Genomic DNA, 25,582 nt, shown 5'->3' with positions numbered 1-25,582 from the left:
CGGGGCGGGGGTTTTCCCCCGGTCGAGGAAGGCAGCAGACCTCATGGCGCGGCGCCGTGCGGCGCGGCAGGCTAGCCCATATGACCGCTTCCGCCAGCCGATCCGCCTCCGACCCGAACAACTCCGACAAGGGGGGTACCCACCCGGACGGCTTTCAGCCGGGCGGCTCCCACCCGAGAGCCGCCCCCCTCACGACCGCTGGGCCGGGCACGGCCGGGCGGGACGACGACCGGCTGCCTCCGGCCCGTCTCGCCTACGACCCGCAGACGTGGAAGGAGATCACGCACCTTCTGACGAACCTGCCGATGTCGTTGATCGGGTTCACCTATGTGATGACGGTGATCGTCACCGGCGCCGCGATGACCGTCACCGTGGTCGGGTTCCCGCTGCTCGCGCTCGGGCTGGCCGGGGCGCGGCTGATGGGCCGGTTCGAGCGGGGGCGGGCGCGTCTGCTGCTCGGGGTGCGCATCGACGAGCCGAGCCCGCTGCCGCTGCGCAGGGCGGGCGGTCTCTTCCAGCGGCTGTGGCTGGCGTTGAAGGACCCGGTGGCCTGGCGCACGGTGCTGTACGACCTCATCCGGCTGCCCTGGGGAGTCCTGACGTTCAGCGTGGTCGTTCCCTCGCTGTTCGTGCTGTGGCCGGTGCTGCCGTTCCTGGCGCGCGGGCTGACCAACGCGGACCGGGCGATGGTGCGGGCCCTGCTGTCCCCCTCCGACGAGTTGGAGCGGCGGATCGCGGAGCTGGAGTCGGACCGGGGGGTCGTGGTCGACACGGCGGCCGCCGATCTGCGGCGCATCGAGCGCGATCTGCACGACGGGGCGCAGGCCCGGCTGGTCAACCTGGCGATGGGGCTGGGCCTGGCGAAGGAGAAGCTGCTGGAGGGGCAGGCCGACGACGTCGTGGCGGCGATGGTGGAGGAGGCGCACGGCGAGGTGAAGCTCGCGCTCCAGGAGCTGCGGGACCTGGCACGCGGGATCCATCCGGCCGTCCTGACCGACCGGGGGCTGGACGCGGCACTGTCCTCCGTGGCCTCGCGCTGCACGGTGCCGGTGAAGGTGACCGCCGACCTGACGTCCCGGCCGGCGCAGGCCATCGAGGGCATCGCCTACTTCACCGTCTCCGAGCTGCTCCAGAACGTCAGCAAGCACAGCGCGGCCCGGTCGGCCTCGGTCGACGTGTGGCGGACCGACGACCGGCTGCTCATCCAGGTGTGGGACGACGGCCGGGGCGGGGCGCGGCTCGACGGCGGGTCGGGGATGCGGGGGCTGGCGGAGCGGCTGGACGCCGTCGACGGGCTGTTCATCGTGGAGTCGCCGGTGGGGGGTCCTACGACGGTGACCGCGGAGTTGCCCTGGCGAAACCGCGGATAGAGCGGACAGGCGGCCAGGGCGGTAAGGGCGGATAGAGGGCGTGGAGGGTGGCGGGCGTGGGAGGTAGGGAAAACCCCCCTTCCAAGACACCGACGGACTCCATGGTCCACGGGCTCGCCGCCGAGGAGGGTTGGAGGTACGGATCGACAGCTGCGCGACGAGCAGGACGAGTAGAACGGACGACGCCGATGGCCACGCAGTACGGGCAGTACGGGCGGCATGACCAGTACGGGCAGTACGGGCGGCATGACCAGTACGGGCCTGAGTACGGGCACCGGGACGGTGGGCGACGCCATCTGTTGCCGACGGGGCTGCGTGAGCCGCTCACGGCGCGCCACTGGCGGGAACTCGTCTATGTCCTGCTCGGCCTGCCGATCGGCATCGTGCTGTTCACCTTCATGATCACGATGCTGTCGCTGGGGGCCGGCCTGCTGGTGACCTTCCTCGGCATTCCGGTGCTGGCGGCGGGACTGGCCGCGGGCCGGGGCTTCGGGGCGCTGGAACGGGCCCGGGCGCGTGGGCTGCTCGGCCTGGAGGTCGCCGATCCCGAGCCGCTGCGGCCGCGGGGCAAGGGCGCGATGGCCTGGATGGCCGCCGTCCTCAAGAGCGGAACGTCGTGGCGGCAGGCGCTGTACGCGGTGGTGCAGTTTCCGTGGGCGGTGTTCTCCTTCGGCGTCGCCGTGACCGTGTGGTCGTTCGGCTGGACCATGCTGACGTATCCGCTGTGGTTCTGGGTCTTCCCGATGTACGGCGGTCAGGGCGGGCTTCAGCTGTACGGCGACGAGCAGCACAGCGTCTACCTCGACAACCCCTTCGAGATCACCGTGACGGCGCTGGTGGGCCTGTTGATCACGCTGGCCACGCCGTGGATCGTGCGGGCGCTGACGACGGTGGACCGGCTGCTGGTGCACGGGCTGCTCGGGCCGTCGTCGCTGGGGGCGCGGGTGGTGGAGCTGGAGTCCGACCGGGGGGTCGTGGTGGACACGGCGTCCGCCGATCTGCGGCGCATCGAGCGTGATCTGCACGACGGGGCGCAGGCGCGGCTGGTGGCGCTGGCGATGGATCTGGGTCTGGCGAAGGAGAAGCTGCGGGAGGATCCGCGGGAGGCGGCGCGGATGGTGGGCGCGGCGCACGGTGAGGTGAAGACGGCGTTGCAGGAACTGCGGGACCTGGCGCGCGGGATCCATCCGGCCGTCCTGACCGACCGGGGGCTGGACGCGGCGCTGTCCTCCGTGGCCTCGCGCTGCACGGTGCCGGTACGGGTGGATGTGGATCTGGCGGAGCGGCCGGCGCCTGCGATCGAGGGGATCGCGTACTTCACCGTCTCGGAGTTGCTTCAGAACATCAGCAAGCACAGTGGGGCGCGGTCGGCTTCGGTCGATGTGTGGCGGGTGGACGATCGGTTGATGCTGCAAGTGGTGGATGACGGGGTGGGCGGAGCGGGTGCCTCCGGCGGGGGGTCGGGGTTGGCCGGGCTCGCGGGGCGGTTGGACGCGGTGGACGGGATTCTGGTGGTGGATTCGCCGCCGGGCGGGCCCACCCGGGTCACCGCGGAGTTGCCCTGGCGCGGGGGCGGGGTCTGAGCGGGAGCGTTCTCGCCCCCGCCGCCCCTACCCTTCCCATACCTGGGGGCTACCGCCCCCAGCCCCCCTCCCAGCCCCCCTCCCGGCCCCCGGGCCCCAGCCCCGGCTTCCGATACCGGCCCTGAACGGGTCTCGTCTTCGCACTCGCCCGTCCGGGGTTGGGCCCGGGCGGGCTGGTTGTCGTCGCGCCGTGTCCGCCCGTGATTCCTCCCGAGGCCGAAACCGGGTGGGTCAAGGCCTCATTCGCGCCGTCCTTGTCGTGGTCGGGCTGCTTGGCGGGTGCAGACGGGCCTGTTGCTGGAATGCTTGACTGGTTCTACCAACGGGTGGACGGCTGGGGGGCCGAGGATCGTGGAGGACAGGGTGCGGGTGGTCATCGCCGAGGATTCGGTGCTGTTGAGGGAGGGGCTGACCCGGTTGCTGACCGACCGGGGGCATGAGGTGGTGGCCGGGGTCGGGGATGCGGACGCTCTGGTCAAGACCATTACGGAGCTCGGCGACGAGGGCGCGCTGCCCGATGTCGTCGTGGCGGACGTGCGTATGCCGCCGACCCACACGGACGAGGGGGTGCGGGCCGCCGTACAGCTGCGCAAGGCGTATCCCGGGCTCGGGGTGCTGGTGTTGTCGCAGTACGTGGAGGAGAGGTACGCCACCGAACTGTTGGCCGGTTCCAGTCGCGGGGTCGGGTATCTGCTCAAGGATCGTGTGGCAGAGGTGCGGGAGTTCGTGGACGCCGTGGTGCGGGTCGCGCAGGGCGGTACCGCCCTCGATCCGGAGGTCGTCGCGCAGCTGCTCGGGCGGAGCCGGAAGCAGGATGTGCTGGCCGGGCTCACCCCGCGGGAGCGGGAGGTCCTGGGGCTGATGGCCGAGGGGCGGACGAACTCCGCGATCGCCCGGCAGCTGGTCGTCAGCGACGGGGCCGTGGAGAAGCACGTCAGCAACATCTTCCTGAAACTGGGCCTGTCGCCGAGTGACGGGGATCACCGCCGGGTACTGGCGGTCCTCACCTATCTCAATTCGTAGCGAGCTGGCACTGTGCCTTTCGTCGAGTCTCGGTGGAGGCGGCGAACAGGTGGTGGAGAACCGTGGTGTGATCCGGAGCGTCTACCGGAATCACGCCGGGCGGCGGGAAATCATGAAAAGCGGGGGTGCCGGGCCGTCTCGGGACAGCGACCGTCATACGAATGGCCGAGGTAAGGCGACCCTTACAGACGTAGGGTTGATCCGTGGACGGTCTTTGGGAAGGCCCTCCGGGACAGCCACCTCGAGGGAGGTCCAGTTCAGTGACCAGTCAGGTCAGCAGCCCAGCGGAACAGGACGACGGAACCGACGGGACCGTCGTGGGAGAACAGCGCAAACCGGGTGGGACGAAGGACGTCCGTCGTCTCGACCGGGTGATCATCAGGTTCGCGGGCGACTCGGGTGACGGTATGCAGCTCACCGGCGACCGCTTCACCTCGGAGACCGCGTCGTTCGGCAACGACCTCTCCACCCTGCCGAACTTCCCCGCCGAGATCCGCGCGCCCGCGGGCACCCTCCCCGGCGTCTCCTCGTTCCAGCTGCACTTCGCCGACCACGACATCCTCACTCCGGGTGACGCGCCCAATGTGCTGGTCGCCATGAATCCGGCGGCGCTGAAGGCCAACATCGGCGATGTGCCGCGGGGCGCGGAGATCATCGTCAACACGGACGAGTTCACCAAACGGGCGATGCAGAAGGTGGGGTACGCGGCCTCGCCGCTGGAGGATGGATCCCTCGACGGTTACCAGCTCCATCCGGTCCCGCTGACCACCCTGACCGTCGAGGCACTCAAGGAATTCGACCTCACCCGTAAAGAGGCCGAGCGCAGCAAGAACATGTTCGCGCTCGGCCTCTTGTCATGGATGTACCACCGGCCCACCGAGGGCACCGAGAAGTTCCTGAAGTCGAAGTTCGCGAAGAAGCCCGACATCGCGGCCGCCAACCTCACCGCTTTCCGTGCCGGGTGGAACTTCGGCGAGACGACCGAGGACTTCGCCGTCAGTTATGAGGTCGCCCCGGCCGCGAAAGCGTTTCCCGTCGGTACCTACCGGAACATCTCCGGGAATCTCGCTCTGGCGTACGGGCTGATCAGCGCGTCCCGGCAGGCCGATCTGCCGCTGTTCCTGGGGTCGTACCCGATCACGCCGGCCTCCGACATCCTGCACGAGCTCAGCAGGCACAAGAACTTCGGTGTGCGTACGTTCCAGGCCGAGGACGAGATCGCGGGGATCGGCGCGGCGCTGGGGGCGGCCTTCGGCGGGTCCCTCGGCGTCACCACCACCTCCGGGCCCGGGGTGGCGCTCAAGAGCGAGACCATCGGGCTCGCGGTCTCGATGGAGCTGCCGCTGCTGATCGTGGACATCCAGCGGGGCGGGCCGTCGACCGGCCTGCCGACCAAGACCGAGCAGGCCGACCTCTTGCAGGCGATGTTCGGGCGCAACGGCGAGGCGCCGGTGCCGATCGTCGCGCCCCGCACACCCGCCGACTGTTTCGACGCGGCCCTGGAGGCGGCCCGGATCGCGCTCACCTACCGCACGCCGGTGATGCTCCTGTCCGACGGCTACCTGGCCAACGGCTCCGAGCCCTGGCGGATCCCGGAGCTGGACGAGCTCCCGGACCTGACCGTGCAGTTCGCCCAGGGGCCCAACCACACCCTGGACGACGGCAGCGAGGTCTTCTGGCCGTACAAGCGCGACCCGCAGACCCTGGCCCGGCCGTGGGCCGTCCCGGGCACGCCGGGGCTCGAGCACCGCATCGGCGGGATCGAGAAGGAGGACGGGACCGGGAACATCTCCTACGCCCCGGCCAACCACGAGCTCATGGTCCGCGTCCGGCAGGCCAAGATCGACGGCATCGAGGTCCCCGACCTCGAGGTCGACGACCCGCACGAGGCGAACACCCTGGTGCTGGGCTGGGGGTCCACCTACGGGCCGATCACCGCCGCGGTACGGCGGCTGCGCACCGCCGGGGAGGCCGTCGCGCAGGCCCATCTGCGGCATCTGAACCCGTTCCCGCGGAACCTGGGCGCGGTGCTGGAGCGCTACGACAAGGTCGTCATCCCCGAGATGAACCTCGGCCAGCTCGCCACCCTCGTACGGGCGAAGTACCTGGTCGACGCCCGCTCGTACAACCAGGTCAACGGCATGCCGTTCAAGGCGGAGCAGCTTGCCACGACGCTCAAGGAGGCCATCGATGGCTGAGACCTCGACGGAAGGCACGGGCACGATCGAGGCGCTCTCGCTCGTCCCCAAGGCCGTGGCCCGCCAGTCCATGAAGGACTTCAAGTCCGATCAGGAAGTGCGCTGGTGCCCCGGCTGCGGTGACTACGCGATCCTGGCGGCCGTTCAGGGCTTCATGCCGGAGCTGGGGCTGGCCAAGGAGAACATCGTCTTCGTGTCGGGCATCGGCTGCTCGTCGCGCTTCCCGTACTACATGAACACGTACGGCATGCACTCCATCCACGGTCGGGCGCCGGCCATCGCGACCGGCCTCGCCGCCTCCCGGCGGGACCTGAGCGTGTGGGTGGTCACGGGCGACGGCGACGCGCTGTCCATCGGCGGCAACCATCTGATCCACGCGCTGCGGCGGAACGTGAACCTGAAGATCCTGCTGTTCAACAACCGGATCTACGGGCTCACCAAGGGCCAGTACTCGCCCACCTCGGAAATCGGCAAGATCACCAAGTCGACGCCGATGGGCTCGCTGGACGCGCCCTTCAACCCGGTGTCGCTGGCGCTCGGCGCGGAGGCGTCGTTCGTGGCGCGCACCATCGACTCCGACCGCAAGCATCTGACGGAGGTGCTGCGCCAGGCCGCCGCCCACCCCGGCACGGCGCTGGTCGAGATCTACCAGAACTGCAACATCTTCAACGACGGCGCGTTCGAGGCGTTGAAGGACCGGCAGTCGGCCGAGGAGGCGCTGATCCGGCTCGAGCACGGGCAGCCGATCCGGTTCGGGGCGGAACGCGCGCGGGGCGTCGTGCGCGACCCGGCGAGCGGCGATCTCCGGGTCGTCACGGTGACCCCGGAGAACGAGGCGGACGTCCTGGTCCACGACGCGCACGCCGCGTCCCCGACCACCGCCTTCGCGCTGTCCCGGCTGGCCGACCCGGACACCCTGCACCACACGCCGATCGGCGTACTGCGCTCGGTCGAACGGCAGGTCTACGACACTCAGCTGGCGGATCAGCTGGACGCGGCGATCGAGCAGCACGGCAAGGGCGATCTGGGGGCGCTGCTGGCGGGCGGGGACACCTGGACGGTCGTCGGCTGAGGCGCGGAGTGGTTCACGAGGCCCGGGAGCGGAGTTCCCGGGCCTCGTCGTATGTCCGGCGGGCCTGCTCCACGTCCGGCATCCGGGTGTGCGTCCACAGGGCGAGCGCGCGCACCTGCTCGGCCGCCTCCCTGCCGAGGTCGGTCAGGGAGTAGTCGACGCGCGGCGGGATGACCGGCTTGGCGTCGCGGTGCACCAGGCCGTCGCGTTCGAGGGTCTGGAGGGTCTGGGTGAGCATCTTCTCGCTGACCGGCCGGCCCACCCCGCCGATCGCCCGGCGCAGCTCGCTGAACCGGTGCGAGCGGTCGAGCAGCTCGATCAGCACCAGGACACCCCAGCGGCTGGTGACATGTTCGAGGACGAGTCGGTGAGGACACATGCCTTCTGCTTCGGCCGTTCCCACCTGCATGCTTACTGCCATGCCAGTACCTTACTTCAAAGTGGGTACTTTCGCTTGGTTAGTGCTTCTCCTAGGGTCGGTGGCAGACCCGCAGCCCCCACTAGGAGTTCTGAGCCATGAGCATCGTCGTCACCGGAGCCACCGGACACCTCGGCCGTCACGTCGTGGAGCAGTTGCTGGAGAAGGTTCCGGCGGAGCAGATCACGGCCGTCGTGCGCGACGAGGCCAAGGCCGCCGACTTCGCGGCCCGCGGCGTACGGCTCGCCGTCGCCGACTACAACGCCCCCGAGACCTTCGGCAGCCTGTTCGCCTCCGGCGACAAGGTGCTGCTGATATCGGGCAACGAGTTCGACAAGGGCCGCCCGGCACAGCACCAGGTCGTGATCGACGCCGCGAAGGCGGCCGGGGTCGCGCTCCTCGCGTACACCAGCGCGCCGGGCAGCCTGAGCGCGGCGCTGGCGGACGACCACCGCGCCACCGAGAAGGCGCTGCTCGCGTCCGGCCTGCCGTACACGCTGCTGCGCAACGGCTGGTACCACGAGAACTACACCGAGCAGCTCGCCCCGGTGCTGGAGCACAACGCCGTCGTCGCCGCCGCCGGTGAGGGCCGGGTCTCCTCCGCCTCCCGCGCCGACTACGCGGCCGCCGCCGTCGCCGTGCTGACCGGCGAGGGCCACGAGAACAAGACGTACGAGCTGGGCGGCGACGAGGCGTGGAGCTTCGCCGAGTACGCGGCCGAGCTGAGCAGGCAGACCGGCAAGGAGATCGCCTACAACTCCGTGCCCGGCGAGGTGCTCACCGGCATCCTGACCGGCGCCGGCCTGCCCGAGATGTTCGCGACGATCCTGGTCGGCGTGGACGCGTCGATCGAGAAGGGCGAGCTGGTCGTCTCCAGCGGCGACCTGTCCCGGCTGGCGGGCCGCCCGACCACTCCGCTCGCCGAGGCGATCACGGCCGCGCTCAAGGGCTGACACTCCCCCGAGGGCCCTCGCGCCGCCCCGCACCACGCCACCCCTGCCTGTCATGACCGTATGGCGATACGGACATGACAGACAGGGGTGCTCGGCGTTACCTTCGTCCACGCATGCCTGACGTGAGAAGGAGGGGCCCCGTGGCCGGGACGTCGAAGAGTGAAGGCCGGACAGGCCTGCTGAACGGTCTCGCGGCGTACGGGATGTGGGGGCTGGTCCCCCTCTTCTGGCCCCTGCTCAAGCCGGCCGGGGCGACCGAGATCCTCGCCCATCGCATGGTGTGGTCCCTCGCCTTCGTCGCCGTCGCGCTGCTCGTCGTACGGCGTTGGGCGTGGGCCGGTGAGCTGCTGCGGCAGCCGCGCCGGCTCGGGCTCGTCGTGATCGCCGCGGCCGTCATCACCGTGAACTGGGGCGTCTACATCTGGGCCGTGAACAGCGGCCACGTCGTCGAGGCGTCCCTCGGGTACTTCATCAACCCGCTGGTCACCATCGCCATGGGGGTACTGATCCTCAAGGAACGGCTGCGGCCCGTGCAGTGGGCGGCGGTCGGCGTCGGCTTCTCGGCGGTGCTGGTCCTGACCATCGGCTACGGCCGCCCGCCGTGGATCTCCCTCACCCTCGCCTTCTCCTTCGCCACCTACGGGCTGGTGAAGAAGAAGGTCAACCTCGGCGGGGTCGAGTCGCTGGCCGCCGAGACCGCCATCCAGTTCCTGCCCGCGCTGGGCTACCTGCTGTGGCTGTCCGCGCACGGCGGCCTCACCTTCGCGACCGAGGGCACCGGACACGCGGTCCTGCTCGCCTCCACCGGCCTCGTCACCGCGCTCCCCCTCGTCTGCTTCGGCGCGGCGGCGATCCGCGTGCCGCTGTCCACGCTGGGGCTGCTCCAGTACCTGGCGCCGGTCTTCCAGTTCCTGCTCGGCGTCCTCTACTTCGGCGAGGCCATGCCCCTCGAGCGCTGGGCCGGGTTCGCGCTGGTGTGGCTGGCGCTGGTGCTGCTCACCGGCGACGCGCTGCGCACCTCACGCCGGGCGGCCCGCACGCTCGGCCCCGCGATCACCGAGAGCAAGTCCACGGTGCCTGGCGCGACGGGGGCAACCGGGGCGACGGGCGCGACCGGCGCCGTTCGGGAGGCGGAGAGCGTGGCATCCGGCGTCCCCGGCAGCGCGGCAGTCTCCGGCGTCACCGCCGCGTCCGGCGTCTCCGATGGCGCGGCCGCCTCTGGCGTCCCCGCCGTCTCCGGCGCCCCCGCTCCGGAGGCGGGGGTCTCTCCCCTCGCCAAACCGTAGACCGCCGACACCGTCCCGACGGAGTTCGGCGCGTGGGAGGCCGACCCGGTGCGGGCCTGCTAGAAGTGGCTGCATGACCGAGACATCTGGAGTACCCGAGGCAGGGCCCACGCCCGTGCACTGGAAGCTCGTAGTCGACTCAGCCGACCCGCACGCGCAGGCCGATTTCTGGGCCGGCGCACTGCACTACGAGGTCGAGGACAACAGCGCGCTCATCGAGCGGCTGCTGGAGCTCGGCGCGCTGCCGGGGGCGGCGACGCTGGAGTTCCACGGCCGCCCGGCCTTCCGGGACCTGATCGCCGTACGCCACCCCGACGACCCGTACGACCCCGACAGCGGGACCGGGCTCGGGCGGCGGCTGTTGTTCCAGCGGGTCCCGGAGGCGAAGACCGTGAAGAACCGGCTCCACCTCGATCTGCATCCCGGTGCGGGGCTGCGCGCCGGGGAGGTCGAACGGCTGACGGCGCTGGGGGCGAGCGTGCTGGGAGAGGTGAAGGAGCCGTCCGGGCAGTGGGTGGTCATGGCGGATCCGGAGGGCAACGAGTTCTGCGTGCACTGAGGGACACCAGGGGCTTCGCTATGTGAACCCGCTGTCCGGATAGCGCTCTTGACGGAGTGTTGGCCTCGGCTTCACCATCCAGTCACCCCATTCACTGTGGATTACCTGTGGGCGTCCAGGTGCTCGACGGTCGCTCACGGGTGTCCCGCTGGAATTCGGAGCCCCCCACCATGAAGCTCCCCGTTTCCGGGCGGGCGACGGTCACCGCCGTCGTCGCGGCCGTCACCCTGCTCGCCACCGGATCCATAGCCGGGGCGGCGCCCGCCCCCGAGCCCGGGGCGATCGCCGCCGCGCCCGACATCCCGGTGGCCAACGTCAAGGCCCACCTGACCCAGCTCCAGTCCATCGCCACCGCCAACGGCGGCAACCGGGCGCACGGCCGCACCGGCTACAAGGCGTCGCTCGACTACGTGAAGGCCAAGCTGGACGCCGCCGGATACACCACCACCATCCAGCAGTTCACCTCCTCCGGCCGTACCGGCTACAACCTCGTCGCCGACTGGCCCGGCGGCGACACCGGCCAGGTGCTGATGGCCGGGTCCCATCTGGACTCCGTGACCGCGGGGGCCGGCATCAACGACAACGGCTCCGGCTCGGCGGCCGTCCTGGAGACGGCACTGGCCGTGTCCAGAGCCGGTTACCAGCCCACCAAGCACCTGCGGTTCGCCTGGTGGGGCGCGGAGGAGCTGGGCATGGTCGGGTCCCGGTACTACGTCAACAACCTCTCCGCAACGAACCGGGCCCGCATCAGCGGCTACCTGAACTTCGACATGATCGGCTCGCCGAACCCCGGCTACTTCGTCTACGACGACGACCCGGCCATCGAGAAGACCTTCAAGGACTACTTCACCGGCCTCGGCGTCCCGACGGAGATCGAGACCGAGGGCGACGGCCGCTCCGACCACGCCCCCTTCAAGAGCGCGGGCGTACCGGTGGGCGGCCTGTTCAGCGGCGCCGACTACCTCAAGACGGCGGCGCAGGCGGCCAAGTGGGGCGGCACGGCCGGGCGGGCCTTCGACCGCTGCTACCACTCCTCCTGCGACACCACCGCCAACATCAACGACACGGCCCTGGACCGCAACGCGGACGCGCTGGCGTACGCGGTCTGGACCCTGTCCTCCTGATCGGCCGGGTGGCCGCTACGCGCCCGACTTCCGGGCGCGTTCGGCCAGCCGGAGCATGCGCGCGCGGGCCGACTCCAGTTCCTCGACGTCGTCCGCGGCCGGCCCCTCCTCGGTGGTGAGCTCCGTCCACAGACCGAGGAGTTCGGTCCCCAGGTTCAATCCCTGCAAGGGGTCGCGTACGGCACGCCAGGCCGTCTTCGCGCTCTGGACGTTGCCGTACGCGGCCTCCGCGTCCCGGGTCCGGCGGTGGATGCGGGCCAGGTCGAGGGAGGTGTGGAAGGAGCGCACCGGGTCGCCTGCCAAGTAGGCGATGTAGGCGGTGAGTTCACGCAGCCGGAGCACCTCGGGGTGCTCCGGTCCCAGCGTTCCGGACGCCTCCAGCACGGTCCGCTCCGCGAGTGCGGCCGCGGTGTCCGTACGGCCCGCCCGCACAGCCTCGTTGATCCGCGCGAGCGGTTCCGCGAGGAGGGCCGGGGTGCCACCGTCGCCGTGGAGGGTACGGGGGTCGTCCCCGAGCACCGCCTCCGCGACGGCGTCGAAGCCCCGGGCGGGGGTGGGCTTGGGGTCCGGGTTCAGGTCGACGGCCGAGTCGGAGATGAGGTCGTCGGGGAGGAACGGGGTGGGAGTGGAACCTGACTTGGTGGTGGGCGTGGGGGCGGAGGCGGGCGTCGGCAGCGGCAGCGGGATCGGGGCCGAGGTGGGGACCGGGGTCAGGGTCGAGGTGCGGGCTGCGGTCGGGGTCGAGATCGGGGTCGCGTCCGGGTTCGGCTGCTCGTCCATCGTCGGGGGCGGGCCGAACACACCCGTCGGGGCGGTGACCGTGCCGGGAGCCGGGGTCTCCCCCGCCGCGTACGTGGGTGCCGACTCCGGCGCGGACCGGGCTTCCCGCTCCGCTTCCGGCTCGGGCACCGCGCGCAACGGGAACGTCGGGGTCGCGTCCCGCACCGGCTCGGACACCGGGCGCAGGAAGTGCGTGGCCTTGTCTCGTCGCGGCTGAACGGACGGTTCGTCGTCGACGGACACGGGCGCGTCGGCGGGCGCGGGGACGGCGGCGCACACCGGCGCGTCGGCCGGCGCGGGGAATGCGACGGGCGCGGGCGGGTCGATGGGCGCGGGCGGGTCGGCCGGGGCGGCGACGGGCGCGGGCGGGTCGGCCGGGGCGGCGACGGGCGCGGGCGGGCCGGTGGGCTCGGTGCTCCGGGTGTCCGGTGCCGCCTCCTTCCGTGCCGTCGCCGACGGGGCCGCGGCCGCGGCCGTCCGCAGGGGATCCGCCGTGAAGTGGCTGGAACCGTCCGGGTCCACGCGCAGGGCGACGACGTAACCGATGCGTTCGTCGTGGACCGTGGCGAGGACCGGATGTCCGGTGGCGAGGGCGATGCGGTGGAGGTGGCTCAGGACGGCGCGCTGGATCTCCTCGCCGTCGGCCGCCACGACCGGGACGCCGCCTATCGTCGCCGTCCCACCCCCGCGGACATGGACATCGAGCGGGGCCACCACGACGGCCGTGGGGCCGGCGTACTTCTGTTCCCGCTTCTTCTCGCGGCTGAGTCGAGACATCGGTTCCTCACTCGGATGCGTCGTCACGATCCGGTCGTCCAGGTACGTGTACGTGGACACGTAGTGTTGAGTCTCTCCGAGCGCTCCCGGTCCGCGCGTCACCGCGACGTCACAGCCTCGTTCCAGGAACCCACGCCCCACTCCCGGGGCAGCTCCGGGACCACCATGATCAGGGCGCCCCGGAGGGCCGGCGACGACTGGGAGGAACACGGGTCATGGGGACGACGGACGGGCAGCGAGGGCCGGAGATCTGGATCCGCGGGCCGGTGGCCGCACCGGATCCGGTACCGATGCCGTACGCCTCCACCGCCGCGCCCCGGCGCTTCTCCTGGGTCGCCACGCACGGCGGGGCCGGCGGCTCCACGCTCGCCGCGGTCTACGGCGGCCACGACTGCGGACGCGCGTGGCCCGGCGCCGGCGATCCCTCGTCCGTGTTGCTGGTCGCCCGCACGCATGCTGCCGGGCTGGACTCCGTCCTGCGGACCCTGGAGGTCTTCCGGCGCGGCGAGGCTCCGCGAGGGCTCGACCTGGACGCGGTGGTGCTCGTCGCGGACGCGCCGGGCCGGCTGCCCCGGCCGCTCGTCCAGCGGGTGAAGGTGATCGAATCGGTCGTCGACGTGTACCGCGTCCCGTGGGTGACGAACTGGCGCCTCGGCGAACTGGGCGGGACCCCGCCACGCGAGACGGAATCACTCTCCCGGCTCACCGGGGCACGCTGAGCAGGCGCGGGAGGACGGGGTGAGGTCCGGGCCCCTGGCGTGGCCGCCGGCCGGGGAGATCGCCGCGGCCGTGCGGGCGGGGCGGGTCTCGGCCGTGGACGTGGTCGGCGAGGCGCTCGCACGGATCGCGCGGGTCGACCGTTCGCTGTGCGCCTTCGCCGAGGTGTGGGAGGAGAGGGCGCGGGCGGGGGCGCGTGAGGTCGACGCCCGGGTGGCCGCGGGCGAACGGCTGCCGCTGGCGGGGGTGCCGATCGGCGTGAAGGGGCGTCACGGGCTGCGTGCGGCGGGCCCGCTGGTCGCCGCCGGATGCGTGCCGGTCGGGGCGACGGCCGTACCGGGACCCGGCACTCCCTGGCAGACCTGGGGCCTCGGCGCCCATGGCCGGACCGTCAACCCCTGGCGCGCCGACCGCACGCCGGGCGGCTCCTCGGCCGGGTCCGCGGCGGCGGTGGCCGCCGGCCTGGTCCCTCTGGCGACCGGCAGCGACGGCGCGGGCTCGGTGCGGATCCCGGCCGCGTGGTGCGGCGTGATCGGCCTGAAGACCACGAACCACCGAACGCCGCCCGAGCAGGGAGCGGCACCGGCCTCCCGGGACCGTACGGGGCTGGCGGCGCCCGGCGTACTCGTACACCACGCGGCGGACGCCGAGGCGTACTGGCAGGTCATGGCATCGGGGGCGGATCTCGTCCCCGCCCCCGGTCCCGCCCCCGGTCCCGGTCCCGCCCAGCCTGTCGCCGTCTTCTCCGCCGACCTCGGTTTCGCCGATCCCGACCCGGAGCCGCTCGCCCTGGCCCGCGCCGCCGCCGGACGCCTGGGCGAGGCGGGTGTCGTACGGCTGCTGCCGCCCTCCGACGCGCCTCTGCGGCTGGCGGACCCCGCACCGGCCTGGCTCGCGCTGCGCACCCCGGGCTCGGACCTCCGCGCCGCCGAACGCGTCCGGCAGGTCAACGACCGTCTGCTGGCCGACCTCTTCTCCCACGCCGACCTGCTGCTGACCCCGACGACCCCGAACCCCGCGCACGGTCACGAGGGCCCGGGCGACCGGTACTCGACCGCGCTCACCTGGGCGTTCAACCTGAGCGGGCACCCGGCGATCAGCATCCCGGCGGGGCTCGGCGCGGACGGCTGTCCCGTGGGGCTGCACATGGTCGCGGCACACGGCGGGGAGACGGCGCTCCTGGCAGCCGCCCGAGCCGCTCAAGCCTCGACGCCTCCCCGGCCCTCGCCCCTCGACCCCTAGCCCTCGCCCCCTCGCCCCTCGACCCCTCGGCCGCGTTCTCCCCCTACCTGATACTTGCGCACACATATAATGCAGGTGCAGACTATCGTCGTACGCCGACTACCTGGGGGATGGATCATGACCCGCCGCAGTTTCCTGTTCGTGCTGGGCAGCAGCCGTCCGGACGGCAACACCGAGTCGCTGGCCCGCGCGGCCGCCGAGCAGTTGCCCTCCGACGTCGAGCAGACGTGGATCAGCCTGGCCCGGCACCCGCTGCCCGACTTCGAGGACCAGCGGCACGACAGCGACCACGTCCGTCCCACCGAGGGCAACACGGCACTGCTGCTCGACGCCACGCTCGCCGCGACGGACATCGTGATCGCGTCCCCGCTGTACTGGTACTCGGTCTCCGCCCAGACCAAGCGCTACCTGGACCACTGGTCGGGCTGGCTGCGCACCCCCGGCCTCGACTTCAAGGCGACGCTCGCCGGGCGCACCCTCTGGGGCGTCACCGCGCTCGCGGACGACCAGCCCGTGGTCGCCGATCCGCTCGTCGGGACGCTCAACAACTCGGCCGCGTACATGGGGATGTTCTTCGGCGGGGTACTGCTCGGCAACGGCAGCAAGCCCGGTGACGTCCTCAGGGACACGGAGGCGCTGACCCGCGCGAAGACGTTCTTCGCGGGGGAGACGCCGGCGGCGCGCTTCCTGTACGAAACCCACTGAGCGATACGGCCTACGCCGTGATGTCCTTCGTCGTGAAGCGCGCCCAGGCCGCCGAGCCGAAGACGGCCGCGTACAGGGCCTGGAGACCGAGGTTCTTCTCCAGGTCGTCCCAGTAGACCGGCTCGCGCATCAGGTCGGCGAAGGACAGCCAGTGGTGTGAGAAGAAGTACGGGTGCAGGGCGTGCAGTTGGGGGATCTGGTCGAGGATCTGGACCGTGATCAGCAGGCCCACAGTCGTCGCCATCGCCGCGATGCCGCTGCTGGTGAGGGTGGAGACGAACAGCCCGAGCGCCGCCAAGCCGGTCAGGGAGGCGGCAACGACCAGGGCGATCAGCAGTGCCCGCAGCAACCCGTCGCCGAAGCCGATCCGGGTGCCGGAGATCGTCGTCAGCTCGCCCAGCGGGAAGAGCAGCGCCCCGACCGTCAGCGCCGAGACCGCGACCACCAGCGTGGCCACCAGGCAGAAGATCATGACGGTCGCGTACTTGGCCAGCAGCAGGCGGGTGCGGCCGGCCGGGGCGACCAGCAGATAGCGGAGCGTGCCCGCGTTCGACTCTCCGGCGATCGAGTCGCCCGCGATGACCCCGATCGCCATCGGCAGGAAGAACGGCAGGGTCACGGCCAGCGCGGTGAAGACCAGGAACAGGCCGTTGTTGGTCACCTGCGAGATGAACGCCGGACCCTCACCACCGCCCCCTCCCCCGCCGGGTCCGCCGGACGAGCCGTCGCTCGTCTCGATCTTCACGGCGATCCCGACCAGGACCGGCACGGCCGCCAGCACGCCCAGCAGCGCGAGGGTGCGCCAGCGCCGGAAGGTGGTCAGCAGTTCGCTGCGGAGCAGCCCGAAGGTCCAGGTCCAGGTCCAGTTCGCCGTCCGCGCCGGTGCCTGCGTCGGTGCGGGTGCCGGTGCCGGCGTCCGGTTCCGGTCGTCCACCGTGTCAGCCCGCGACATCGAATCCCTCCCCCGTGAGAGCCACGAACGCGTCCTCCAGGGAGGCCCGCTCGACGGCGAAACCGCGGACGCGGACGCCCGCCGTCACCAGCGCGACGTTCAGGTCGGCGAGATCACGGTCCGGGGGCGGGGCCTCGGCGCTCACCCGGTCCTCGCCGAGGACCACGTCGTCCGCCCCCTGCTCCTTCAGCACCCGGGCCGCGTCCGCCGGGTCCGGCGTCGTCACGACCAGTCGGCCGCGTGTCCCCGCGGCGAGGTCGGCCACCGGGCCCTGGACGAGCAGCCGGCCCTGTGCCATCACCGCCGCGTGCGTGCACACCTGCTCGATCTCGTCGAGCAGGTGCGAGGAGAGGAAGACGGTCGTGCCCTCCGCGGCCAGCTCCCGGATCAGCGAGCGGATCTCCCGCATGCCCTGCGGATCCAGGCCGTTGGTCGGCTCGTCGAGGACGAGCAGCCGACGGGGCTGGAGAAGGGCGGCGGCGAGGCCCAGCCGCTGCTTCATGCCGAGGGAGTACGCCTTCGCCTTCTTGCCGGCGGCGGCCGTGAGGCCCACCCGCTCCAGCGTCGCCGAGACCCGCGCACGCCGGGTGCGCGGATCGGCGGTCGGGTCGGCGGCGTCGTAGCGGAGCAGGTTGTCGCGGCCGGAGAGGAAGCCGTAGAGGGCGGGACCCTCGATGAGGGTCCCGACGTGGGGCAGTACGGCGCGCGCGGCCCGCGGCATGGGTTGCCCCAGGACGCGGGCCGAGCCGGCCGTGGGATCGATGAGCCCCATCAGCATGCGGATGGTGGTGGTCTTGCCGGAGCCGTTGGGGCCGAGGAAGCCGAAGACGCTGCCCGCCGGGACGGTCAGGTCGAGGCCGTCCACGGCGAGCTGTCCGCCGCGATAGCGCTTGGTGAGGCCGCGGGTGTGGATGACTGCGTCGTCGTCCACAGGCACTCGCACGGGCACCTGCACGGGCTCCCGCACGGGCTGCCGTACTGACTCCCCCATCGGCTTTCCCCCTCCGGCTTCCCGGCCTCCGGTGTCCGTGGCGGCCGGTCTCTGCCCTACGTCACCCGCGCCACCACTTCATCACTTCACCACTCGACCACTCCGCACGCTTCGACCACGCCGCACGCTTCGACCGCTTGGCCTACTTCGCCGCGTTCGCCGCCTTCACCAGGGCGTCCTTGGTGACCGCGCCGACGTAGACCTTGCCGTCGTCCGTCATCAGGGCGTTGATCAGGCGGGTGGAGAAGACGGTGCCGGAGCCGAACTTGCCGGTCACCTTGTCGCCGAAGGAGTCGAGGAAGCCACCGAGGTCGCCGCCCGCCTCCGCGCCCGAGGGCACGCCCTCGCCGCCGGTGTCGAAGACGGCGACGGACGTCCAGCCCTCGCCGAGGACGTCGAGTCCGTCGAGGCCGTCCGTGCCCGCGGCTCCTTCGATGCCTTCGAGGTCCTTCGCGAGGTCGGACTTGTCCGAGTGCCCGGGGGCGGTCTCCCCGGCCTCGTCGCCCTCGGTGACCTTCGCACCCTTGGGGGCGGTGAAGTCGAAGGTGGACGCGGCGGGTTTGGCGAAGCTGACCTGGGTGAAGCCCGCGTCCACGACGGCGGCGCCACCGCTCGCCGGGGTCAGCGTGAACTTCAGCGGCAGGCCCGTCTTCGCGTCCACGGCCACACTGATCGCGCCGACCGTGGAACCGGACTGCTTCGGCTTGACCAGCAGCTTGTAGGCGTCACGGCCGGCGACCTGGACGGTGCCGTCGACGGTCACGGAGGTCGTGTCGTCGACCGCCTTCAGAGCGTCCTCGGTGAGCTCCTTGGGCGTGGCGGGGACGGGGGTCTCCGCCTTGCCGGAGCCCTTGCCGGAGCTCTCGTCGGCGGTCGAGTGGTAGACCTCGTTGGAGGCGCTGTCGTACCCCCACACGTCCTTGCCGTTGTGGATGACGCTGTACTCGGCGGCGTTCTCCAGCAGCGAGAGCTTCTGCCGGTCCGGGCCGTCGGCGGCGACGCGCAGGGTGTGCGTGCCGGCGGCGAGCTCGGTGAGCTTGGTGGACGGGTCGGCGGACGAACCGTCGCCGCCCTGGGTGGCCCCCGAGAGGAGCCCGCTCTCCAGTCCGCCGAGGTCGGGCAACCCGAGATCGGTGCTGATCTTCACCGTCCCGGACAGCTGCTGCACGTCCGAGGCGGCGATCTTGTCGAGGAGCTGCTGTGCGGTGATCTTCGGCAGGTCGGGGTCGCCGGAGTCGGCGAGCGCCGGGACCAGCCCGATCGTCGCCGCCGCGACACCGATCACGGTGACCGGGACGATGTACCGTGCGGCCTTGCGCCGTCCGAGGCGCAGGTCGTCGGCTTCCGCGCCGGTCGACTCCGCGCCGGTCGTGGTGTCGTCGGATGCCTTCGGTGCCATGTGTGCCTTACCTCCGTCGTCGGCGGCGGCTGGTCATCTCACGCCTGAACGTCCCCACCCCGAGCCGCCATTCTCACCCGAATCGGTGAGGAGTGGTGTTTTCCGTGGTTCCCATCTGACCAAATCAGCCACGGGGAAGCGTCAGCCCGAGGGCTCAACTCCACGTACGCCTGCGGTATGACACCAAGATGACGAGGCGGCATCCGACCCGTAGGGGTCCGGTCCCTGGGGTCCGGTCCCTGGGGTCCGGTCCCTGGGGTCCGGTCCCTGGGGTCCGGTCCCTGGGGTCCGGTCCCTGGGGTCCGGTCCCTGGGGTCAGCCCGCCCGGTGGACCACCGCGTCGCAGAGTTCCATCAGCGCCGCCTTCGCGTCGCACTCCCGCAGCGGCGCCAGCGCGGACCGCGCTTCCTTCGCGTACCGCACGGTGTCCCGGCGGGCCTGCTCCAGCGCCGGGTGGGCCCGGAGCGCCTCCAGCGCCTCGGTGTGCCGGGCGTCGTCGGTCAGGTCGGAGTCCAGCAGCTCGCACAGGGCGATGTCCTCGGGCAGCGACAGCCGCGCCGCCCGCTCCCGCAGCCGCAGCACGGGCAGCGTGGGAACGCCCTCGCGCAGGTCGGTCCCCGGTGTCTTGCCCGACTCGTGCGAGTCGGAGGCGATGTCCAGGACGTCGTCCGCCAGCTGGAAGGCGACACCGAGCCGCTCGCCGTACTGCGTGAGCACGTCGACGACCGTCTCGTCGGCGCCGGACATCATCGCCCCGAACCGGCAGGCCACCGCCACCAGCGAGCCCGTCTTGCCGCCGAGCACGTCGAGGTAGTGGTCGACCGGGTCCCGCCCGTCCGTCGGCCCCGCGGTCTCCAGGATCTGACCGGTGACCAGCCGCTCGAACGCCTCCGCCTGCACCCGCACCGCCTCCGGCCCGAGGTCGGCCAGGATGTGGGAGGCACGCGCGAAGAGGAAGTCACCCGTGAGGACGGCGACGGAGTTCCCCCAGCGGGTGTTCGCGCTGGACACCCCGCGCCGCACGGCCGCCTCGTCCATCACGTCGTCGTGGTACAGCGTGGCCAGGTGGGTCAGCTCCACCACGACGGCCGAGGGCACGACACCCGGCGCGTACGGGTCCCCGAACTGCGACGCGAGCACCACGAGCAGCGGACGGAACCGCTTCCCGCCCGCGCGTACGAGGTGCTGGGCGGCCTCCGTGATGAACGGGACCGCACTCTTGGTGGCCTCGAGCAAGCCTTCCTCGACAGCCGCCAATCCGGCCTGGACATCGGCTTCCAGAGCCTGGTCCCGCACGCTCAGCCCGAACGGCCCGACGACGGTCACGAGGGGTCTCCTGTCTGCTGGTGTCTACTGGCGATTACGCGGTTTGTCGATAGGTCTCTGCCATCACTCAAGTCAGCGTATCCGGTCACGTTTCGATCACCGATAGCCCCCACGTCCCGCGGGCTCGAATGGACTCGCCCGGGAGGCGCCCCGCAGGCCAGGCGCTATCGGATCACGCCCGATATGTTTTTGATCAGCTCATATGAGCGGACATGGAGAGAGTTTCCGGGAAGCGCGGATTCATGTCCCGGACCGGGGCTCCCGTCGGACCGACGAGCTCGCCCGCCCCCTCTCCACGTGACGACGATCACGCAATCTCCTCACCCTCCCCCGCGACGTGTCGGGCGCGACGGCGGGCGATTCCCCTCCACGGTCCATCGCTGGTGCTTTAACAATGAGTTGGGCCTAATGCCCGATTCGCCACTCTTGTGAACGCCGGTGAGTTGGCTCACTCCCCACGGAGATCCGATCCGACCTCACCATTCACCGATTCTCCGCACCCCTTAAGCAAGTTGAAGGTTTGCACCCACAAAGGATCAAGCACCCCATAGGTCACAGACCAAGGTCAATAGGGGTGATCTGTGAATCCGGTACTTGTTTCGGACATGTGCTCTCGCATACGTTCCCGGCCTGTCGGGCGGAACGCCGAATCCTGCCGCCGCCCGAACACCCATCGATACCGCTCGGCAGGAGCGGGGGAACCAGGTAAGTCGCCGAAACGGACTTTCCAGATGTCTTGGACACACAAGACGTTCAGGACAGTCCGGTACGGCTTGGGGTCAAGCCGCGACCGTCAGGACGCGACCGGGCAGCTCCCGCCCGAACCCGACAGCTCACCTCGCAGGCGCCGGAGAGGAAATACGACATGCCCGCTGCCGCTCAGCCGCGCCGCAACCGTTTCATCCGCACGATCGCCGTCGCCGCCACCGGCGCGGCCGTGCTCGCTCTCCCCGTCCTCGGGGCGACCACCGCCTCCGCGGCGACCCCGACCGTCTCCACGGCCACCAGCCTCGGCTACGCCAACAACCTCGACGGCTGGATCCGTGCCTCCCTCCAGGTCATGGGCCAGCACGGCATCCCGGGGACGTACAACGGCATCTACCGCAACGTCATCCGCGAGTCCTCCGGCAACCCCAACGCCATCAACCTCTGGGACTCCAACGCGGCCGCGGGCATCCCGTCCAAGGGACTGCTCCAGGTCATCGACCCGACCTTCCGCGCCTACCACGTCAACGGCACGTCGTGGGACTCCTACGACCCGGTCGCGAACATCACCGCCGCCTGCAACTACGCGGCCGCACGCTACGGCTCGATCGACAACGTGTTCGGCGCGTACTGACCGTCCCGCCGGCCGGTCGCCGGTGTCGGTAGCCGACAGCCGGTAGCCGGTAGCCGGTAGCCGGTTACGGAAACAGTCGTTCGAGGACGACGGCCACGCCGTCGTCCTCGTTCGACGTCGTCACCTCGTCGGCCACCGCCTTGAGCTCCGGATGGGCGTTGGCCATCGCGACACCACGAGCCGCCCAGTCGAACATCGGGATGTCGTTGGGCATGTCCCCGAAGGCGACGGTGTCCTCGGGCCGCAGCCCCAGGTGTTCGGCGGCCAGGGCCAGACCCGTCGCCTTCGTGATCCCGCAGGGCTGGAGTTCGACCGTGCCCGGCCCCGACATGGTGACGGTGGCCAGCGAGCCGACCACCGAGCGGGCCGTCGACGCCAACTCGTCGTCGGACAGCGTGGGATGGCGCAGCAGCACCTTGCTGATCGGCTCGCACCACAGGTCGTCGCGCCGGCCTACGCGCAGGGCGGGCAGCGTCGGGTGCGGCATCCGGTAGCCCGGCTCGATGAGCGTCAGCCCGTCGACACCGTCCTGGTCGACGGCCGCGTACAGCTGCCCGACCTCCGCCTCGATCTTGCCGAGCGCGGTCTCGGCCAGCTCCCGGTCCAGGGTGACCGACCACAGCAGACGGTCCGCGTCGGCGTCGTACAACTGCGCGCCCTGCCCGCACACCGCGAGCCCCCTGCTGTGCAGCCGGTCGAGCAGCGGGCGCACCCGGGGCGCGGGCCGTCCCGTCACCACCAGGTGGCGTGCGCCGGCGGCCGCCACCCGCGCGAGCGCGTCGAGCGACCGGTCGGAGAAGGTGTCGTCGCCGCGGAGCAGCGTCCCGTCCAGGTCGGTGGCGATGAGGGAGTACGCGGTGCGCTCGGCATATGCGATGGGTGCGGCCATGATCAGAGAATACGGATCCCAGGCCTCCCGGGTTCGACGCGAACCGGACGACGTCCATGTCCTGTCCTGTTCTGCCAACTCCCCTTGTGCGCCTGGCTCACGACTGGCTGCCGACTGACTCAATGAAACGGCTTTCTGGCACATCGCCGGGTAGCGGACGGTTAAAGGCCTCTGCACCGGTTGGCAACAACATGCGACGCTACCTACCGCGACGCCCAGGTGGAGCGGTACCGTCCAGGTGTCCAGGGGGGACTTGATCGGGGGGTCAGGTTGAGCAGTGGGCGCATTCGTGTGCTGAGGCCGCAGGACCTCGGCGAGGGGGAGAGGGAGCGGTGGCGCGCGTTGCGTGCCGCGTCGACGCTTCCGCGAAACCCCTTCATGGAACCGGAGTTCACCGATGCCGTGGGCCTGGTGAGGCCACACTCGCAGGTGGCGGTGGTGTACGAGGGGCGTGAGCCGGTCGGCTTCCTGCCCCACGAGCGGGGCCGGCTCGGACAGGGCCGGGCACTCGCGTACGGCGTCTCGGACGCGCAGGGCGCGGTGCTGGCCCCGGGTCTCGGGCTGAACGCCGACGAACTGATGCGGGCGTGTGGCCTGTCGAGCTTCGCCTTCGACAACCTGGAGGCGGAGCAGGGGCTGTTCACCCCGCACGCGGCCGAGGAGTACGCCTCCTATGTCATCGACGTCGAAAAGGGTTACGACACCTATGAGTCCGTGCTGCGCGCCCAGTCGCCGAAGTTCCTGAAGACGACCCTGGCCAAGGAGCGCAGGCTCGGCCGCCAGGTCGGGGAGCTGCGGTTCGTGTTCGACGAACGCGATCCGGCCGCGCTGCGCACGCTCATGGCGTGGAAGTCCGCGCAGTACCGCAGGACCGGCCGCCGGGACCGGTTCGCGCAGGAGTGGATCACCCGGCTCGTGGACGCGCTCTCCGAGACCCGCGCGCCGGAGTGCTCCGGCACGCTCTCCGTCCTCTACGCCGGTGACCAACCGATCGCCGCGCACTTCGGACTGCGTTCGTCGACCGTCCTGGCCTGCTGGTTCCCTTCGTACGAAACGGAGTTCGCGAAGTTCTCGCCCGGCCTGGTGCTGCATCTGCGGATGGCCGAGTCGGCCGCCGCCGAGGGCATCGGCCTGCTCGACCTGGGGCGGGGCGCGGCCGAGTACAAGGACTCACTGAAGACCGGGGAGCTCCCCGTGTACGAGGGGGCGTGGTCGCGTCCGGGGGTGGGCGCCGCGCTCTACTGGCTCAGCCGTGAGCCGTCCCGCCGGGCGCATCACTTCGTGCGCAACCGGCCGAGGCTCGCCGCGGCGGCCGCACGGACCTTGAAGGGCGCGGGCCGACTGCGCCGATCGTGACGAGCGACGCCGGGCGCCGGGCGTGACGGCCGTCCGGCGTGACGGGCGTGATGGGCGTGATGGGCGTGAGACAAGGGGGGTTCATGTACCGCGCTGCACGTGCACAGCAGGAGATACAGAGGTTCCTGGACATCGAGCCGGTGCAGGTCGCCGAGCTGGAACTGGACGACGGGGGTGTCCTCAGACCGGGGCCGGGAAGTCCGCCGGTCACGCACGGCGAGGTGTTCGTGCTGGTCAGGAGGGGTGGGCGGCCGATCGGGACGCTGCTCGGGTCGGTGCCGGAGGGCACGGACCCGAAGACCGTCCTCATGGGCCTGGCCACGCACGAGCAGGCACCACCCGGTCCGTCTTCCGCGGGGCCCGCGCACGGGGCCGCCCCGAGCGCCACGGCCTCGAGCGCCACGGCCCTGACGGCCACCGTCCCGACCGCCGCCGTCCCGACCCGCGCCGTCCCGTTCACCACCGTCGTCGTCGCCACCCGTGAGCGCGCCGAGAAGCTCGCCCACGCTCTCGACTCGCTGCTCGCCCAGGATCACCCGGACTTCGAGATCGTCGTCGTCGACAACGCGCCCGCGACGGACGCGACCCGGGACCTGGTCGAACGCAAGTACGCCGAGCGCGTGCGGTACGTCACCGAACCGGCGCCCGGTCTCGCCGTCGCACACAACAAGGGCGTCGAGACCGCCCACGGCGAGGTGATCGCCTTCACCGACGACGACGTCGTGGCGGACCCACGCTGGCTCACGGAACTCACCGCGCCCTTCACCGCCGACCCGGGCCTCGGCTGCGCCACCGGCCTGATCCTGCCGGCCCGGCTGCGGACCCCTGCCCAGGTCCTCCTGGAGAGCCACGGCGGCTTCGCCAAGGGCTTCACGGCCCGCACGTACGACCCGCAGGACCCGCCCGCCGACGAACCGCTGTTCCCGTTCACCGCGGGCCGCTTCGGCTCCGGCGCCAACATGGCCTTCCGTACGGAGGTGCTGCGGGCGGTCGGCGGCTTCGACCCGGCGACCGGGGCGGGGACGCTCGCACGAGGCGGCGACGACCTCTACGGGTTCGTCCGGGTCCTCGCCGGCGGCCACCGGCTGCACTACACGCCGCTGGCCCTGGTCTGGCACCACCACCGGGAGACCTGGCGGGACCTGGAGACCCAGGCGTACGGCTACGGCGCCGGCCTCACCGCCTACCTCACGGCGATCCTCGTCAACCGGCCCGGCCTGCTGCCCGCGTTCCTGGCCCGGCTGCCCAGGGGGCTCGCCCACGCGCGGACGCTGACGGCGAGCCGGGAGGCGGAGCCCGCGGCGGACGGCGCGCCCGGCGGTCACGACGCCCGGACCCACGCCTGGCCCGCCCGGCTCTCCCGGCTCCAGCGGCGCGGCATGCTCTACGGGCCGGTGGGCTATCTGCGGGCCCGGCGCGCGCTGCGAGGTGCTGCCCGATGACGGCGTCCGCGCACAGAGCCGACGGAGACAAGGGTGGCGACAACGTCGGCGACAGCGGCGGCGACGGCAGTATCCCGGTGT

At 71.4% G+C, this 25,582-nt stretch carries 22 protein-coding genes and 1 riboswitch; of the genes, 15 read left to right on the top strand and 7 right to left on the bottom strand.

Annotation, left to right across the window (positions count from 1 at the left end):
• Positions 1-80: 80 nt before the first annotated feature.
• The 5 genes from G9272_RS26545 to G9272_RS26525 all read left to right on the top strand — a co-directional run bounded on the left by G9272_RS26545 (position 81) and on the right by G9272_RS26525 (position 7,246).
• Positions 81-1,370: a sensor histidine kinase gene (locus G9272_RS26545; protein ID WP_253267956.1), complete on the top strand. Its 1,290-nt coding sequence runs from the start codon at positions 81-83 to the stop codon at positions 1,368-1,370.
• Between the two features lie 188 nt (positions 1,371-1,558).
• Positions 1,559-2,953, top strand: coding sequence for a sensor histidine kinase (locus tag G9272_RS26540; RefSeq protein ID WP_171398871.1), 1,395 nt, complete (start codon positions 1,559-1,561; stop codon positions 2,951-2,953).
• A gap of 363 nt (positions 2,954-3,316) precedes the next feature.
• A complete protein-coding gene (locus tag G9272_RS26535; protein WP_301272176.1) occupies positions 3,317-3,976 on the top strand; it encodes a response regulator transcription factor in 660 nt (219 codons plus the stop codon).
• A 260-nt stretch (positions 3,977-4,236) separates the two neighbouring features.
• Positions 4,237-6,174 carry a 2-oxoacid:acceptor oxidoreductase subunit alpha gene (locus G9272_RS26530; RefSeq protein WP_171398869.1) on the top strand — a complete coding sequence of 646 codons (1,938 nt, stop codon included), beginning with the start codon at positions 4,237-4,239 and terminating at the stop codon, positions 6,172-6,174.
• Entirely contained in the window at positions 6,167-7,246 is a 1,080-nt protein-coding gene (locus G9272_RS26525) for a 2-oxoacid:ferredoxin oxidoreductase subunit beta (RefSeq protein ID WP_171398868.1), read from the top strand. Before G9272_RS26530 ends, G9272_RS26525 begins: the two co-directional genes overlap by 8 nt.
• Positions 7,247-7,259: 13 nt before the next feature.
• Here the strand turns inward: G9272_RS26525 and G9272_RS26520 are convergent, their stop codons facing one another.
• Positions 7,260-7,655: a winged helix-turn-helix transcriptional regulator gene (locus G9272_RS26520; RefSeq protein WP_171402191.1), complete on the bottom strand. Its 396-nt coding sequence runs from the start codon at positions 7,653-7,655 to the stop codon at positions 7,260-7,262.
• Positions 7,656-7,762: 107 nt separating this feature from the next.
• Here G9272_RS26520 and G9272_RS26515 point away from each other — a divergent pair, with 107 nt between their 5' ends.
• From G9272_RS26515 to G9272_RS26500, 4 genes are all read left to right on the top strand, one after another.
• Positions 7,763-8,617 (top strand): SDR family oxidoreductase, encoded by an 855-nt coding sequence (locus tag G9272_RS26515; RefSeq protein WP_171398867.1) that lies wholly within the window; start codon positions 7,763-7,765, stop codon positions 8,615-8,617.
• Positions 8,618-8,757: 140 nt separating this feature from the next.
• A complete protein-coding gene (gene rarD, locus G9272_RS26510) occupies positions 8,758-9,903 on the top strand; it encodes an EamA family transporter RarD (protein ID WP_171398866.1) in 1,146 nt (381 codons plus the stop codon).
• Positions 9,904-9,976: 73 nt separating this feature from the next.
• Positions 9,977-10,462, top strand: coding sequence for a VOC family protein (locus G9272_RS26505; RefSeq protein ID WP_171398865.1), 486 nt, complete (start codon positions 9,977-9,979; stop codon positions 10,460-10,462).
• A gap of 170 nt (positions 10,463-10,632) precedes the next feature.
• Positions 10,633-11,586 (top strand): M28 family metallopeptidase, encoded by a 954-nt coding sequence (locus tag G9272_RS26500; protein ID WP_171398864.1) that lies wholly within the window; start codon positions 10,633-10,635, stop codon positions 11,584-11,586.
• 15 nt (positions 11,587-11,601) lie between these two features.
• Here the strand turns inward: G9272_RS26500 and G9272_RS26495 are convergent, their stop codons facing one another.
• Complete coding sequence (locus G9272_RS26495; RefSeq protein ID WP_171398863.1) at positions 11,602-13,143, bottom strand: tetratricopeptide repeat protein; 1,542 nt, start codon at positions 13,141-13,143, stop codon at positions 11,602-11,604.
• A gap of 215 nt (positions 13,144-13,358) precedes the next feature.
• Between G9272_RS26495 and G9272_RS26490 the strand changes: the two genes are divergently transcribed.
• From G9272_RS26490 to G9272_RS26480, 3 genes are all read left to right on the top strand, one after another.
• On the top strand, positions 13,359-13,862 hold the full coding sequence (locus G9272_RS26490; RefSeq protein WP_171398862.1) for a DUF6668 family protein: 504 nt from the start codon (positions 13,359-13,361) through the stop codon (positions 13,860-13,862).
• Positions 13,863-13,881: 19 nt separating this feature from the next.
• Positions 13,882-15,102 carry an amidase family protein gene (locus G9272_RS26485; RefSeq protein ID WP_253267955.1) on the top strand — a complete coding sequence of 407 codons (1,221 nt, stop codon included), beginning with the start codon at positions 13,882-13,884 and terminating at the stop codon, positions 15,100-15,102.
• Between the two features lie 117 nt (positions 15,103-15,219).
• The gene (locus tag G9272_RS26480) at positions 15,220-15,807 is read left to right on the top strand and encodes a flavodoxin family protein (protein WP_171398861.1); all 588 of its coding nucleotides are present in this window, start codon (positions 15,220-15,222) and stop codon (positions 15,805-15,807) included.
• A 10-nt stretch (positions 15,808-15,817) separates the two neighbouring features.
• Here the strand turns inward: G9272_RS26480 and G9272_RS26475 are convergent, their stop codons facing one another.
• The 4 genes from G9272_RS26475 to G9272_RS26460 form a co-directional block, all read right to left on the bottom strand.
• Complete coding sequence (locus G9272_RS26475) at positions 15,818-16,759, bottom strand: ABC transporter permease (RefSeq protein ID WP_171398860.1); 942 nt, start codon at positions 16,757-16,759, stop codon at positions 15,818-15,820.
• Positions 16,746-17,750, bottom strand: a complete 1,005-nt coding sequence (locus tag G9272_RS26470) for an ABC transporter ATP-binding protein (protein ID WP_253267954.1) — start codon at positions 17,748-17,750, stop codon at positions 16,746-16,748. Before G9272_RS26470 ends, G9272_RS26475 begins: the two co-directional genes overlap by 14 nt.
• 142 nt (positions 17,751-17,892) lie before the next feature.
• On the bottom strand, positions 17,893-19,149 hold the full coding sequence (locus tag G9272_RS26465; RefSeq protein ID WP_171398859.1) for a LolA family protein: 1,257 nt from the start codon (positions 19,147-19,149) through the stop codon (positions 17,893-17,895).
• 315 nt (positions 19,150-19,464) lie between these two features.
• The gene (locus tag G9272_RS26460; RefSeq protein WP_171398858.1) at positions 19,465-20,475 is read right to left on the bottom strand and encodes a polyprenyl synthetase family protein; all 1,011 of its coding nucleotides are present in this window, start codon (positions 20,473-20,475) and stop codon (positions 19,465-19,467) included.
• A 633-nt stretch (positions 20,476-21,108) separates the two neighbouring features.
• Positions 21,109-21,337, top strand: a riboswitch (cyclic di-AMP (ydaO/yuaA leader).
• A gap of 3 nt (positions 21,338-21,340) precedes the next feature.
• Here G9272_RS26460 and G9272_RS26455 point away from each other — a divergent pair.
• On the top strand, positions 21,341-21,814 hold the full coding sequence (locus G9272_RS26455) for a transglycosylase SLT domain-containing protein (protein ID WP_171398857.1): 474 nt from the start codon (positions 21,341-21,343) through the stop codon (positions 21,812-21,814).
• A 64-nt stretch (positions 21,815-21,878) separates the two neighbouring features.
• Here the strand turns inward: G9272_RS26455 and G9272_RS26450 are convergent, their stop codons facing one another.
• Complete coding sequence (locus G9272_RS26450) at positions 21,879-22,703, bottom strand: HAD family hydrolase (protein ID WP_171398856.1); 825 nt, start codon at positions 22,701-22,703, stop codon at positions 21,879-21,881.
• Positions 22,704-22,994: 291 nt separating this feature from the next.
• Here G9272_RS26450 and G9272_RS26445 point away from each other — a divergent pair, with 291 nt between their 5' ends.
• Positions 22,995-24,059: a GNAT family N-acetyltransferase gene (locus tag G9272_RS26445; RefSeq protein WP_171398855.1), complete on the top strand. Its 1,065-nt coding sequence runs from the start codon at positions 22,995-22,997 to the stop codon at positions 24,057-24,059.
• 83 nt (positions 24,060-24,142) lie between these two features.
• Complete coding sequence (locus G9272_RS26440; RefSeq protein WP_171398854.1) at positions 24,143-25,501, top strand: glycosyltransferase; 1,359 nt, start codon at positions 24,143-24,145, stop codon at positions 25,499-25,501.
• The last annotated feature ends 81 nt before the right edge of the window (positions 25,502-25,582 follow it).

This window comes from Streptomyces asoensis, assembly GCF_013085465.1.
Taxonomy (GTDB): domain Bacteria; phylum Actinomycetota; class Actinomycetes; order Streptomycetales; family Streptomycetaceae; genus Streptomyces; species Streptomyces cacaoi_A.
The sequence above is the reverse complement of the archived record's forward strand: the minus strand, read 5'-3'. Positions and strand labels throughout refer to the sequence as shown.